Source organism: Pseudomonas sp. NPDC088444, from assembly GCF_044900175.1.
Taxonomy (GTDB): Bacteria; Pseudomonadota; Gammaproteobacteria; order Pseudomonadales; family Pseudomonadaceae; genus Aquipseudomonas.
Map to the genome: position 1 here is coordinate 275,078 of NZ_JBJDNK010000004.1, position 12,314 is coordinate 287,391.

The 12,314-nt window shown below is 59.5% G+C and carries 10 protein-coding genes; 5 read left to right on the forward strand and 5 right to left on the reverse strand.

Annotated features, from left to right (window positions below; genetic code table 11):
* The first annotated feature begins 11 nt into the window (after positions 1–11).
* Positions 12–1,349, forward strand: a complete 1,338-nt coding sequence (locus ACI2KB_RS10365; protein ID WP_404634068.1) for an MATE family efflux transporter — start codon at positions 12–14, stop codon at positions 1,347–1,349.
* An 18-nt stretch (positions 1,350–1,367) separates the two neighbouring features.
* On the opposite strand, the gene ACI2KB_RS10370 is transcribed toward ACI2KB_RS10365, so the two are convergent.
* The 5 genes from ACI2KB_RS10370 to ACI2KB_RS10390 all read right to left on the reverse strand — a co-directional run bounded on the left by ACI2KB_RS10370 (position 1,368) and on the right by ACI2KB_RS10390 (position 7,059).
* On the reverse strand, positions 1,368–2,552 hold the full coding sequence (locus ACI2KB_RS10370) for a contractile injection system protein, VgrG/Pvc8 family (RefSeq protein WP_404634070.1): 1,185 nt from the start codon (positions 2,550–2,552) through the stop codon (positions 1,368–1,370).
* Positions 2,553–2,773: 221 nt separating this feature from the next.
* Positions 2,774–4,687, reverse strand: coding sequence for an arginine decarboxylase (speA, locus tag ACI2KB_RS10375; RefSeq protein WP_404634072.1), 1,914 nt, complete (start codon positions 4,685–4,687; stop codon positions 2,774–2,776).
* Positions 4,688–4,880: 193 nt separating this feature from the next.
* Entirely contained in the window at positions 4,881–5,252 is a 372-nt protein-coding gene (locus tag ACI2KB_RS10380; protein WP_404634074.1) for a translation initiation factor Sui1, read from the reverse strand.
* Between the two features lie 163 nt (positions 5,253–5,415).
* On the reverse strand, positions 5,416–5,961 hold the full coding sequence (locus tag ACI2KB_RS10385) for an NUDIX hydrolase (RefSeq protein ID WP_404634076.1): 546 nt from the start codon (positions 5,959–5,961) through the stop codon (positions 5,416–5,418).
* Positions 5,962–5,964: 3 nt separating this feature from the next.
* A complete protein-coding gene (locus ACI2KB_RS10390) occupies positions 5,965–7,059 on the reverse strand; it encodes a DUF2333 family protein (protein WP_404634078.1) in 1,095 nt (364 codons plus the stop codon).
* A gap of 452 nt (positions 7,060–7,511) precedes the next feature.
* Between ACI2KB_RS10390 and ACI2KB_RS10395 the strand changes: the two genes are divergently transcribed.
* The 4 genes from ACI2KB_RS10395 to accB all read left to right on the forward strand — a co-directional run bounded on the left by ACI2KB_RS10395 (position 7,512) and on the right by accB (position 12,313).
* Positions 7,512–9,170, forward strand: coding sequence for a diguanylate cyclase (locus tag ACI2KB_RS10395; RefSeq protein ID WP_404634080.1), 1,659 nt, complete (start codon positions 7,512–7,514; stop codon positions 9,168–9,170).
* 188 nt (positions 9,171–9,358) lie between these two features.
* On the forward strand, positions 9,359–11,152 hold the full coding sequence (locus tag ACI2KB_RS10400; RefSeq protein ID WP_404634082.1) for a protein-disulfide reductase DsbD: 1,794 nt from the start codon (positions 9,359–9,361) through the stop codon (positions 11,150–11,152).
* A gap of 165 nt (positions 11,153–11,317) precedes the next feature.
* Positions 11,318–11,770, forward strand: a complete 453-nt coding sequence (gene aroQ / locus ACI2KB_RS10405; RefSeq protein ID WP_404634084.1) for a type II 3-dehydroquinate dehydratase — start codon at positions 11,318–11,320, stop codon at positions 11,768–11,770.
* 78 nt (positions 11,771–11,848) lie between these two features.
* Complete coding sequence (accB, locus tag ACI2KB_RS10410) at positions 11,849–12,313, forward strand: acetyl-CoA carboxylase biotin carboxyl carrier protein (RefSeq protein ID WP_404634086.1); 465 nt, start codon at positions 11,849–11,851, stop codon at positions 12,311–12,313.
* The last annotated feature ends 1 nt before the right edge of the window (position 12,314 follow it).

Sequence of the window (12,314 nt, forward strand, 5' to 3'; positions counted from 1 at the left end):
CGGGAGCCCTCATGTCCAACTTTCTCTCTGACTGGCGCCAGCGCACCACCCATCGGCAGGTGTGGGCGCTGGCGGCGCCGATGATTCTGTCGAACATTTCGGTGCCGCTGGTCTCACTGGTCGACAGCACTGTCATCGGCCATCTGCCCCACGCTCATCAATTGGGCGCGGTGGCTGTCGGCGGCACGCTGTACAGTTTTCTCGCCTGGGCGATGAGCTTTCTGCGCATGGGCACTACAGGGTTTTCCGCTCAGGCTGCCGGGCGCGCAGACGGGGTCGCGCTGCGCCAGGTGTTGCTGCAGGGCCTGTTGCTGGCCTTGGGCTTTTCCTTCCTGCTCGGTTTGATCGGCCTGCCGTTTCAGCACCTCGCGCTGCAAATGATGCAGCCCTCTGCCGATCTCAATGATCTGACTCGCGACTTCTTTCACACCCGGCTGTTCGGTTTGCCTGCTGCACTGGCGAGCTACGCGTTGGTGGGGTGGTTCCTTGGTCTGCAAAATGCCCGGGCGCCGCTGGCGATTCTGCTGACGACCAATCTGGTCAACATCGCGCTCAATCTGTGGTTCGTCCTTGGACTGGATTGGGGTGTGGTCGGCAGCGCCCGAGCCTCGGTGGTTGCGGAATGGATCGGAGCGTTGCTGGGCCTGGCGTTGACTCAACGAGGCCTGCGCGACTATCCGGGCCATCTGGCGCTCTCAGTGCTCAAACGCTGGACGAGCTGGCGACCCTTGCTGGCCGTGAACCGCGACATTTTCATCCGCAGCCTGGTGCTGCAATCGGTGTTCTTTCTGATCACGGTGCAAGGCGCACGGCTGGGCGACGCCACCGTGGCAGCCAATGCCCTGCTGCTCAATGGCCTGCTGCTGACCGCCAACGCACTGGATGGCCTCGCCCACGCGGTTGAAGCACTCTGCGGCCACGCCATCGGTGCGCGTGACCGAGACGCCTTGCGTCGCGCACTCAACGTAGCGGGCGGGTGGTCACTCATTTGCAGCATCGCCTTCGCGCTGTTGTTCCTGTTCGCCGGGCATCTGTTCATCGAAATGCAGACCGACATCACCGCCGTGCGCGAAATTGCCTTCGTCTATTTGCCCTATCTGGCCCTGTTGCCCCTGGTGGCCGTCTGGAGTTACCTGCTCGACGGCCTGTTCATCGGCGCGACTCGCGCGCGGGAGATGCGCAATGCGATGGTGGTGAGCGCACTCATTGCTGCGCCCTTCGCCTGGCTGGCCAGCACCTTGGGGAACCACGGGCTGTGGATCGTATTTCTGCTGTTCATGGCGCTGCGAGCACTGACACTGGGCTACCTCGCCCGCGGCTTGAATCGCAACGGAGGCTGGTTCGCCTGACCCAGCGGCTGATCAGGCTCATGCCAACCCGGCCTCCTCGGCTTCGGCGATGGACGACAGCATGATGCGCAAGCCGCTGAGCGAAATGGATCTGGAATCAATGGTCACCATGCTGTTGCCCACCCTGAAATGCATTTCATTGTGCTGGGCCATCCGCACGATGAACTGATCGTCGATCGAGAAGCTCTGCGACTCATCAAGAAACATGGATCTGTCGATACGCGTCGTGATCACCCGGCGCGCAGGCGAGTCAACGTTGGGTTCGGTCTCCGGATTGATGTCCGGGTCCCACAGCCGGTCGCTGATATACGGCTTGCCGGGGTCACCATTGCGAAACCGGACAACGACCTCCATTCCGCCCCACCACGGCTGGCGCGCCTGGGCGAGAACCGTGTCGAGCGCAACCCAGCATTCATTGAAACGCGCACGATCCCCCTGATTGCTCCAGTCAAAACGCACCTTGAGCCGCCCCTCCGCATTCGGCGCGACGGGTTCGAACAGCCGACCGACCACACAGGCCCGCTGCATGCACATGCGAGGTGTGGACGTTTCCATTTCGCTCATTCGACGTTGCTCGGCGTCCTCGTCGAAACGCGCGGGCTTCTCATCAGTGAATACCACCACATGCCGATGGCGTGCATGCAGGAAGTGATAGTACATCCCCTCCTCCGCACAAAGCCGCTGGACCAGTTGCAGATCACTTTCGTGGTACTGCCCACAATAATCACGCGCCTGACAGGGCCGCTTGCGCTGCCAGAGACAAGCGCGCGGGCCGATACCGTGTTCGTCCAGCACCAGCTTGATGATCTCTTCGGCGGTCATGTCCTGGAAGACTCTTTGGTTGTACCGATAAGCCATCAGCCCCAATCGAGGCCCCAGCGTCAGACGGTAGCGGGAGGGGGCGACAGGTATCAGATTGCCGGATACGACACCGGTCGGAACGCGAACGATGCTCTGGATATACCCGTGAATGCCGGTACGCGCGCCCAGCTCATGCAACCAGGCTGCGCTAAAGAGCAATTCATGGGTATCCAACGTGCTTTCAGGGTGAGTGATATCGAGCGTGAACAAATAAGGCTGGTTCGGCTCTTCGCTGCTTTCGCAGGCCACGACCTCAAAGGAATGCCTGGAGCGATTGATCTCCAGACGCAGTGGCATGGCTTGGGCGAGCGGTGACATGGAGAGAATGACCTCGACAGACAATTTCAGGCGGTCGAGGATTCTGTAACAGAACGTCTGCGAAGTAGAGAGGGTAAACGCAGAACAGGAAAGGCCCTACAACGCTGGATAGCACGCCTACAAAAATCCTGTAGGAGTGAGCGTACTCACGACAGCAGCGTGTCAGACCATTGGCCTTTTTGACACACCGCTATCGTGGGCTGGACGCCCAGAGTACACACCTACGGGTACAGCGTCCGGCTCCGTTACGACGACAGGTACGAAGAACGCGTCAGGCCCAGACGCAACGCGTCCAGATACTGAGTCCGCTCCCGCGGGCTGATGCGCGCACTGGCCACTTTGTCGCGGTAGTGGGTCATCAACTCTTCCGGCGACAGGTGCACGTAACGCAGCATGTCTTCGATGGTGTCGTGGGTTTCGATACCAGCCGAATACGCGCTGCCGTCCTGATTCTGGTAGATGTTCACCGAGTCGGTGTCACCGAACAGGTTGTGCATGTCTCCCAGGATTTCCTGGTACGCACCGACCAGGAACACGCCGAGCAAGTAGTCTTCGCCGTCGTTCAGCGCATGAACGGGCAGGCTGGTTTCAATGCTCTGCTCGTCGACGTACTGGTTGATCTTGCCGTCGGAGTCGCAGGTCAGGTCTTGCAGCACGGCACGACGGTCCGGCTCCTCGTTCAAGCGGTGCAACGGGATGATCGGCAGCACCTGATCGATGGCCCACGTATCCGGCAAGCTCTGGAACACCGAGAAGTTGCAGATGTACTTGTCAGCCAGTTTGTCGTTCAGTTCATCCAGCACTTGGCGATGGGAACGCTGACGTGCCTTCAACGAGTTGTGCAGACGACGGCAGACGGCGAAGTAGCACTGCTCACCGAGGGCCTTTTGCGCCAGCGTGATCTTGCCGTCCGAATACTGGGCAGCGATGTCGCTCATGTAGTGCGTGGCGCGCCAGTAGGTTTCGGTGACCATTTCGATGTCGGTCGGCCCCAGCAGATCGATCAGCCATTGCAGGGTTTCCGGCAGGCTTTCCTTGTCTTCGATCACCGGCACTTCGTCGTTGTGACGCTCAACGTCAGTGACCTGAATCACCAGCATCGCGTGGTGGGCGGTCAATGAACGACCGCTTTCCGAGAAGATGTGCGGGTGCGGCAGGCCTTGCGCGTCACAGAACTCCTTGAGCATGCCGACCACGACACCGGCGTAATCGTCCATGTCGTAGTTGATCGAACTGGCGTTGCGCGAATGGGTGCCATCGTAGTCAACACCCAGGCCGCCGCCGACGTCGATGTGATCGACCGGCAGCCCCAGGTTGCGCAGCTCGCCGTAGTAACGAATGGCCTCTTTGAAGCCATGCTGATAGTCGGCCAGGTTGGCGATCTGCGAGCCCATGTGGAAGTGCAGCAAGCGAATGCCCTGATCCAGACCGGCTTTGGTGAAGCGCTCGACCACCGACAGCAGTTGCGCAGCAGACAGACCGAACTTGGACTTCTCACCCCCGGTATCCGCCCATTTGCTCGACGCTAGCGACGACAGGCGCACGCGCAGGCCCACTTGAGGGGCGACTTTCAGCTCGGCAGCTTCTTCGATGACCAGTTCGACTTCGGATTCTTTCTCGATGACGATGAAGACGTTGTGGCCCAGCTTCTGGCCCATCAATGCCAGACGAATGAATTCGCGGTCTTTGTACCCGTTACAGACGATGGTGCCGCCCTTCGGCGCCAATGCCAGCACAGCCATGAGCTCAGGCTTGGAGCCTGCTTCAAGGCCGATGGAAACGTTCTGGGTGGCGATGATGTTTTCCACCACCGCTTCCTGCTGGTTGACCTTGATCGGGTACAGCGCAGTGTACTTGCTCTGGTATTCCAGGCGCGCGATGTTCTCGTCGAACGCACCGGTCAACTGACGCACGCGGTCTTGCAGGATGTCGGGAAAACGCACCAGCAGCGGCAGGGACAGGCCGCTCTTGCGCAGCTCCTCTACCTGCTCGTAAAGGTCGATGGGCGAACTGCCCGGGCCGTTGGGGCGAACTTCAACACGCCCGGCTTCGTTGATTGCAAAATAACCAGCCCCCCAATGGCGAATGCCATAGACACTGCGGCTGTCTGCCACGGTCCATTGGCTGCCATCGTCTTTGCGTGTGCGTCGTACGGACATCGAAGTCCCCTATATAAAAGTCATGAAGCCCCGGCCTGACCGGCTGGGCGCAGTGTATAGAGTGGAAATGACGGTTTGGCGCCGATGCGCATGCGTCTCCCGAATGGCTCAGTAGACCCATGACACGCACCAGAGTTTGCTCTGAAACCCGCGCTCGACCGACAGCGAAACCTGGACAGGTGAAACGAAAGGCTCAACCGCCCGACTTTTTCGCCTTGAAACCCTGTTTGACCAGTTCGGCCAACAGCGTCTCGACGTGATCGCCTTGAATCTCGATCACGCCGTCCTTGAGCGCACCGCCGGTTCCACAACGTCGTTTGAGCGTAGACGCCAGTTCCTTGAGCGCCTCTTCAGGCAGCGGAACACCTGTGATGGTGGTCACGGTCTTGCCGCCACGGCCCTTGCTTTCGCGGCGCACGCGAGCGATACCGTCCCCTTCGGGGATCACGGATTTCTTGCAGATGCAGGCGTCGACAGGCTGGCGGCATTCGGGACAATGCCGTCCGGCGTCAGTGGAAAATACCAGGCCACCAAGGGCGGCGAAGGAGGCGGCTTTTTTGGCCACGGGCAATCCTCTTCTTGAGGACCAAAGTCTGGACGGCGACAGCCGACCGCGAAGCCCCACTCAGGCAGGGGCAGCGCAACCGGACCGTGGAGACAGTCCGGCGTGAAAAGGCGCGCAGTGTAACGGCAAACCGCCCTGATGCTAAGTGCAAATATGCGCCAATTTACGGGACTTTTGCGACGTCGCCCAAATAGCGCTTCAACGCAGCCAGAGAGTCCGGGCAATAAGGCTTTTCAGCGGTTTCACGCAGCACCTGATCGATGCCGATGAAGCGGGCTTCCAGCACTTCCTCAGGCTGCAATTTCAACGGCCCATCCCAGACTGCCGAAAACACGGCGCACCATAAGCGGTTGTCCGGTTGATCGAAGAAAAACCGCTCATGTGCCGTCAACTCGACACCGGCCACACCCAGCTCCTCTTCCAGCTCACGGGCAGCAGACTGTGCATAACTTTCGTCTGCCTGCACCATCCCGCCCGCCGCCACATCCCAGTACCCCGGATAGATGGCTTTGCTCAGAGTGCGACGATGCACGCACAGCTCGCCCGCAGAATTGAACAGCAGAATGTAGGTGCCCCGACCGATCAGCCCACGCTCACGCAATTCGGCGCGAGGCAATGAACCCAGCAACTGGTCCTGACGATCGACCCAGGCAATCAGCTCGGCGTCGGAAGCCGCGCGATGCGCGACTTCGTTTTCAGAGACCGACATCGATCAACCCTGCGACAGCAGTTGGCGCAGGTCGATGACGGCTGCGTTGGCGCGGGACAGGTAGTTGGCCATGACCAGCGAGTGGTTGGCGAACACGCCGAACGGGCTGCCGTTGAGGATGACCGGACTCCACATCGGCTCTTGAGAAGCTTCCAGTTCACGAATGATCTGACGCACGCTCACGGTGGCGTTTTTCTTCGCCAATACGTCAGCGAAGTCCACTTCAATGGCACGCAGCAGGTGCGACAAGGCCCAAGCCTGACCACGCGCCTCATAGAATACGTTGTCGATCTGCATCCACGGGGTCTCGACGATTTCTTCGTCAACCTGCGGCACTTCACCCGGTTTCACCGACACCTCGGACTGAGCTTCGGTTTTCAGGCTGGTGTTGAGTTTCACGCGGCCGACGCTGGCCGACAGACGCTGCGACAGCGAACCCAGACGCGTTCCCACGTCGCCCAGCCAGTTGTTCAGGTTGTCGGCGCGGGTATAGAAGAGGGCATTTTTCTGATTCGGGTCAGACAGGCGCGCCTGATAGCGGCTCAGCGCAGCGATGCCATCACGGTACTGCGATTCGCTCGATGGCAGGATCCAACTGCGGTTGTCGAAGTTGAACAGCGGCTCGGCGCGGGCCAGATCGCTGTCTTCAGCGGATTGCGATTGCGAGCGGGCGAAGTCTTTACGCAGAGCGCGCGTCAGGTCGCGGACTTGAACCAGCACGCCGTATTCCCAACTTGGCATGTTGTCCAGCCACAGGCCTGGCGGGAAACGGTCGTTGGAAATGTAACCGCCCGGCTTGTCGAGCAAGGTCGACACGACGGTCTTGAGGGTTTCGACGGTGGTGTAGCCAATCACCATCTGCTTGCCTTCACGCTCGGCGGCCGCCTGAGCGTTTTGCTGGACCGGAAACATCGCAGGCTCGCTGCTCCACCAGATGCCGAGCGCGACAGTGATCACCAGATAGATGCCCACCACCGCACCGACAGCGCGACTGAAGAACAGACCACCCCAATAACCACGGGGTGCCTTGCCTATCGGCTTCTCTTCAACACGCTCACCTGCGCCCGAGGTTTCCGAGCGTTTCTTCCAATCCAGCATGGCCTTGTCCTTTCAATCACGGAATTCAGTGCTTCTGACCGCAACCTTACAGCAAGGTGCGTTCGTCAGGAACGCGAGCGATGGCTCAAATGCGTAATCCGCAGGTCCGTGGGCGTCATCGCTGACCGGGAAACGCAGACAACCTGTTTGAGCGAATTCATTCGCGATGACGTGAGCATGATCGTTACACCTGCGCAGAGTGTAGGGGCCTCTTGCGAATACATTCGCACATGGAAACAGAGCCTCTCAGGCATTTCCCGATACAACAAGGGAATCCATCGGTCGCTTTTCTGTCGGATCTGGCACGCTTATGGCTCAGGAAGATAAAAAATTGACGCGAAAAGTCGATAAAAAATGACAACAAAATGACTTACGGCGCACTTGCCGATGGAAAGTGGTGCTAGCATAGCGCCAGCATTTGTATCAGGGTTTCCCCTATAAGTAGTCAGGATATGACCGAACCAGAAGATCCGAGCCGTGACCGTCTCAAGCACCATTTCGCTCAGCGCGTCATTCATCAGGCACGTCAGATTCTTGAGGTCTGGCAGCGCTTGCAGCAAAGCGAATGGTCGCCTGCCGACCTCGAAGAACTCAGCGACGCCAACCAGCGCCTGCTGCGCTTCGCCGAGCGTTTCGATCAGGTCGAGCACGCTCAACTGGCGCGTGCAATCAGTCAGTCACTTCTGGACGTGGAAGCCAACCGTGGTCGTCTGAGCAGCACGCTGATCACCGATCTTAATCGACTCATGCAACGCCTCTCGCGCACCGGCCTGCGCCACGGCGACAAGCTTGAGCACACATCGCTGCCACCGCTTCGCAAGCCTATTTACGTGATGCTGCAAGATGACGAACGGGCGGAGCGGCTGGCCAAGCAACTGGAATTCTTCGGTTTGAGCGCCCAGTCCCTCGACAGCGTTCACGCATTCCATGCGTCGCTGGCGGAGCGTCTGCCTGCGGCGGTGGTCATGGACGTGGATTTTGGGGGTGTGGGCGAAGGCCTGAAACTGGCCGCCAAAATGCAGGAAGGCCTGGAGCAGAAATTGCCGTTGCTGTTCTTCAGTCATCACGAAACCGATACCCCGACGCGGTTGGCGGCTGTGCGCGCAGGAGGCGAGGAGTTCCTGACGGGGACGCTGGAAGCGTCGAGCCTGCTGGAGAAAATCGAGATCCTCACGCGGGTCGCTCAATACGAACCCTATAAAGTGCTGATCATCGATGACTCCCGCGCACAGGCCACGCACACCGAGCGCTTGCTGAACAACGCCGGAATTGTCACGCGCACGCTGTTCGATCCGATCAAAACCATGTCCGAGCTGGCCGAATTCCAGCCGGACCTGATCATCCTCGACATGTACATGCCCGGCTGTACCGGCACCGAGCTGGCCAAAGTGATTCGCCATAACGACCGTTACGTCAGTGTGCCGATCATTTACCTGTCCGCCGAGGACGATCTCGACAAGCAACTGGATGCGATGAGTGAAGGCGGCGACGACTTCCTCACCAAGCCGATCAAACCACGACACTTGATCACGACCGTGCGCAACCGCGCCGCCCGCGCTCGTAACCTCAAGGCGCGAATGGTCCGCGACAGCCTGACCGGCCTGTATAACCACACACACATTCTGCAACTGCTCGAAGATTGCAGCTTCCGTGCGCGCCGCGAGAGCAAACCGCTGAGCTTTGCGATGCTCGACATCGACCACTTCAAGAAGGTGAACGACACCCACGGTCACCCGATGGGCGACCGCGTGATCAAGAGCCTGGCGCTGTTTCTCAAGCAGCGGTTACGCAAGACCGACTACATCGGCCGCTACGGTGGCGAAGAGTTCGCGGTGGTCATGCCTGACACCGACCTGAAGTCCGCCTATGGCGTACTCGACGAAATCCGTCGCCGCTTTGCCGAAATCCATTACCCGGCGCAGCCTGCGGATCTGTTCTGCACCTTCAGCGCCGGGGTTGTGGAGCTAGGCGAATACGACGATTCGTTGATGATGGCGTCTCATGCTGACGAAGCGTTGTATCGCGCGAAAAAGGCAGGGCGTAATCAGGTGTTTACGTTGCAAGATGATTTCGTGCAGTCCGGCAAGCATTACCCGGTGGACATCGTTTAGTCGCTGCGTCTCGCTTCGCGAGTTCCCCGCCATCCTTCTAGCAGTCCGGCTTGCCGACGGCAGCGATCTCGAGGACGCAACCCGTCGACAAGCCGGACTGCTACAGGGAGGTGTCCGGAACACACCTCCCACCTGCACATCGACAAAGATCCGTTATCATGCGCGCATCTTCGTGATGCGAGACCGCCATGCGCCGCCTGCTTTGTCTGATTTTGCTGACCCTTGCCCTCCCCGCCTTAGGCGCGAGCCTGCTGGACAGTCGGCCAGCGTCCGGCTTGGGAAGCCCTGCACTGGGTGGCTCGGCCATCGACAACAGCAAGGACTTTTTGCCGGTTCGTCAGGCCTTCCAACTGAACCTGATCGACACGACGCCCGAAGCGATCAAGCTGCAATTCGTCGCCACCGAGGGCTACTACCTCTACCGCCACCGCTTCCAGTTCCGCACCGAGCCCGCGGACATCGGCCTGGGCGCTGCGCAGTTGCCCGACGGCGAGAAAAAGCACGACGAATACTTCGGCGATGTTGAGGTGTATCACGGCATCCTCGACGTCAATCTGCCGCGCAAAGCCGGAGATAACCGACCGTTCACGCTGGTGGTCACGTATCAGGGCTGCGCCGACAAAGGTTTGTGCTACCCGCCAGAGACCGAACGGCTGAGCATCGGCGGTGCCGCACCTTCGCTCGATTACACGCCTGCGCTCAGCGAAAGCAAAGCACCGTTCAGTTGGAAACAGTTGGCATTGTTCTTTCTCGCGGGCATCGGTCTGACCTTCACGCCATGCGTCCTGCCCATGCTGCCAATCCTGTCGGGCGTGGTGCTGCGCGGACAGATTGGCGGTGTGCGCGGCTTCTCGCTGTCCCTCGCATACGTGCTGCCCATGGCGATCTGCTTTGCGATTCTCGGGGCGCTGATGGGGCTGTTCGGTGCGAGTCTCAATCTTCAGGCTCGGTTGCAATCGGCCTGGGTCCTGGTGCCGTTTTCACTGTTTTTCGTGGTGTTTGCCATCGCCATGTTCGGTGCTTTCGAACTGCGCCTGCCCCGCGCCCTGAATGACCGGCTGGATCGCATCGCCGGCAACACCCAAGGTGGCTCTTTGTGGGGCGCCGCAGTGCTGGGGGTGGTGTCGAGCCTGCTGGTTTCGCCCTGCGTTTCGGCCCCGTTGGCGGGTGCTCTTCTTTATATAAGCGCCAGTGGCGACGCTTGGGGCGGGGCGCTGAAACTGTTCGCGCTCGGTTTGGGCATGGGCACGCCGCTGGTACTGGTCGCCACGGGCGGCGCGGCATGGCTGCCGAAAAGCGGCCCGTGGCTGGTGACGGTTAAAAACGCCATTGGCGTTCTGCTGCTGGCACTGGCCATCGGGCTGCTCAGTCGAGTCATTCCAGGCCAGGCCACATTGCTGCTGATCGGCTTGCTGTGGGCCGGTGTGGCGGTGTTTCTCGGCGCGCTGGAGTTCACGGAAAAAACCACGCGGGGCCGTCTTGCTCAATTAGTCGGTCTGTTTTTACTGGTCTACGCTCTGTCCTGCTGGTACGGCGCGTTCAATGGGCAGACCGATCCACTTCGCCCACTCGGCCGCATATCGATGGCACCGGTTAGCGCGGAAACATCGTCTTACCAATGGCAGACAGTGAAACAGGTGAGCGAGCTGAAACAGATCCTCGCCGATTCGAAAAATAGCGAAAAACCCGTATTGGTGGACTGGTACGCCGACTGGTGCATCAGTTGCAAGGTGATTGAGCATGAAGTCCTGCCCGACCCGAACATTGTTAGCCAGCTCAAGGGGTTTCGGCTGATTCGCTTCGACATGACCGAGAGCAGTGCCGATCAGCGCGCGCTGCTGGATCAGTACAAATTATTTGGCCCTCCTGCCTTGCTGTTTTTCGGAAAAGACGGGAACGAGCTGGAAAATGTGCGTGTCGTCGGCGAAATCGACGTGGAAGGGTTCTCTGAGCGCCTTTCTAGAGCAAATGACCAAATTTAGCCCTATAGTCACAAACTTTGCGCGAACATCGGACATCGTGCTGAACATTGTCGATATCTGGGTCGGTAACTGGACAGTCCATTGCGCTTTCCGGCATAGTCGCTGCGCATCAACGGCTCATACCTATGTATGAGCGTCGACAACGCCCACAACAAGGAACACACGATGGCGACTTTTCTGGTTCTGCACGGACCTAACCTGAACTTGCTGGGCAGCCGCGAACCGGGAATCTATGGCTCGATCACGTTGGCCGACATCAATCAGGATCTGGAAAAGCGCGCGCGCGAAGCCGGCCACCATCTGATGTACCTGCAAAGCAACGCCGAGTACGAATTGATCGATCGCATTCACGCGGCACGGGATGAAGGCGTGGACTTCATTCTGATCAATCCGGCTGCTTTTACTCACACAAGTGTCGCAATACGTGACGCGTTGCTGGGAGTGAGCATCCCATTCATCGAAGTGCACCTCTCGAACGTGCACAAACGAGAACCTTTCCGCCATCACTCCTACTTTTCAGATGTTGCTGTAGGCGTGATCTGCGGCCTTGGCGCCAGCGGTTACCGACTGGCCCTGGAGGCCGCCCTGGAACAACTGGCCACCCGTTCGAAGGCGTGAACGGCGACGTTTCGCACTGAGCCACACAGCCCGAACCGGCTACTGAATTACCCCTGACCGTCCCCTGGGAGTTGATTAATGGATATCCGTAAAGTCAAGAAACTGATCGAACTGCTGGAAGAATCTGGCATCGACGAGCTGGAGATCAAGGAAGGCGAGGAGTCCGTCCGTATCAGCCGCCACAGCAAGGCTCCAGCGCAGCAGTTCTACGCGCCTGCCCCGGCTGCCGCTCCGGTCGCAGCGCCTGCACCCGCCGCTGCTCCTGTTGCCGCTGCCGCCGACGCGCCAGCCGCCGCTCCAAAACTGAACGGCACCATTGCCCGCTCGCCAATGGTCGGCACCTTCTACCGCAAGGCTTCGCCAACCTCGCCAGCTTTCGTTGAAGTCGGCCAGACCGTGAAGAAAGGCGACACCCTGTGCATCGTCGAAGCGATGAAAATGATGAACCACATCGAAGCCGAAACCAGCGGCGTGATCGAGTCCATCCTCGTCGAAGACGGCCAGCCGGTTGAGTTTGACCAGCCGCTGTTCACCATCGTTTGAA

What these genes read in the sequence shown, in the direction of transcription:
- ACI2KB_RS10385 (WP_404634076.1), bottom strand. Translation starts at nt 5,961, where the DNA reads ATGTCGGTCTCTGAAAACGAAGTCGCGCATCGCGCGGCTTCCGACGCC.
- speA (WP_404634072.1), bottom strand. Translation starts at nt 4,687, where the DNA reads ATGTCCGTACGACGCACACGCAAAGACGATGGCAGCCAATGGACCGTG.
- ACI2KB_RS10400 (WP_404634082.1), top strand. Translation starts at nt 9,359, where the DNA reads ATGCGCCGCCTGCTTTGTCTGATTTTGCTGACCCTTGCCCTCCCCGCC.
- aroQ (WP_404634084.1), top strand. Translation starts at nt 11,318, where the DNA reads ATGGCGACTTTTCTGGTTCTGCACGGACCTAACCTGAACTTGCTGGGC.
- ACI2KB_RS10365 (WP_404634068.1), top strand. Translation starts at nt 12, where the DNA reads ATGTCCAACTTTCTCTCTGACTGGCGCCAGCGCACCACCCATCGGCAG.
- accB (WP_404634086.1), top strand. Translation starts at nt 11,849, where the DNA reads ATGGATATCCGTAAAGTCAAGAAACTGATCGAACTGCTGGAAGAATCT.
- ACI2KB_RS10395 (WP_404634080.1), top strand. Translation starts at nt 7,512, where the DNA reads ATGACCGAACCAGAAGATCCGAGCCGTGACCGTCTCAAGCACCATTTC.
- ACI2KB_RS10390 (WP_404634078.1), bottom strand. Translation starts at nt 7,059, where the DNA reads ATGCTGGATTGGAAGAAACGCTCGGAAACCTCGGGCGCAGGTGAGCGT.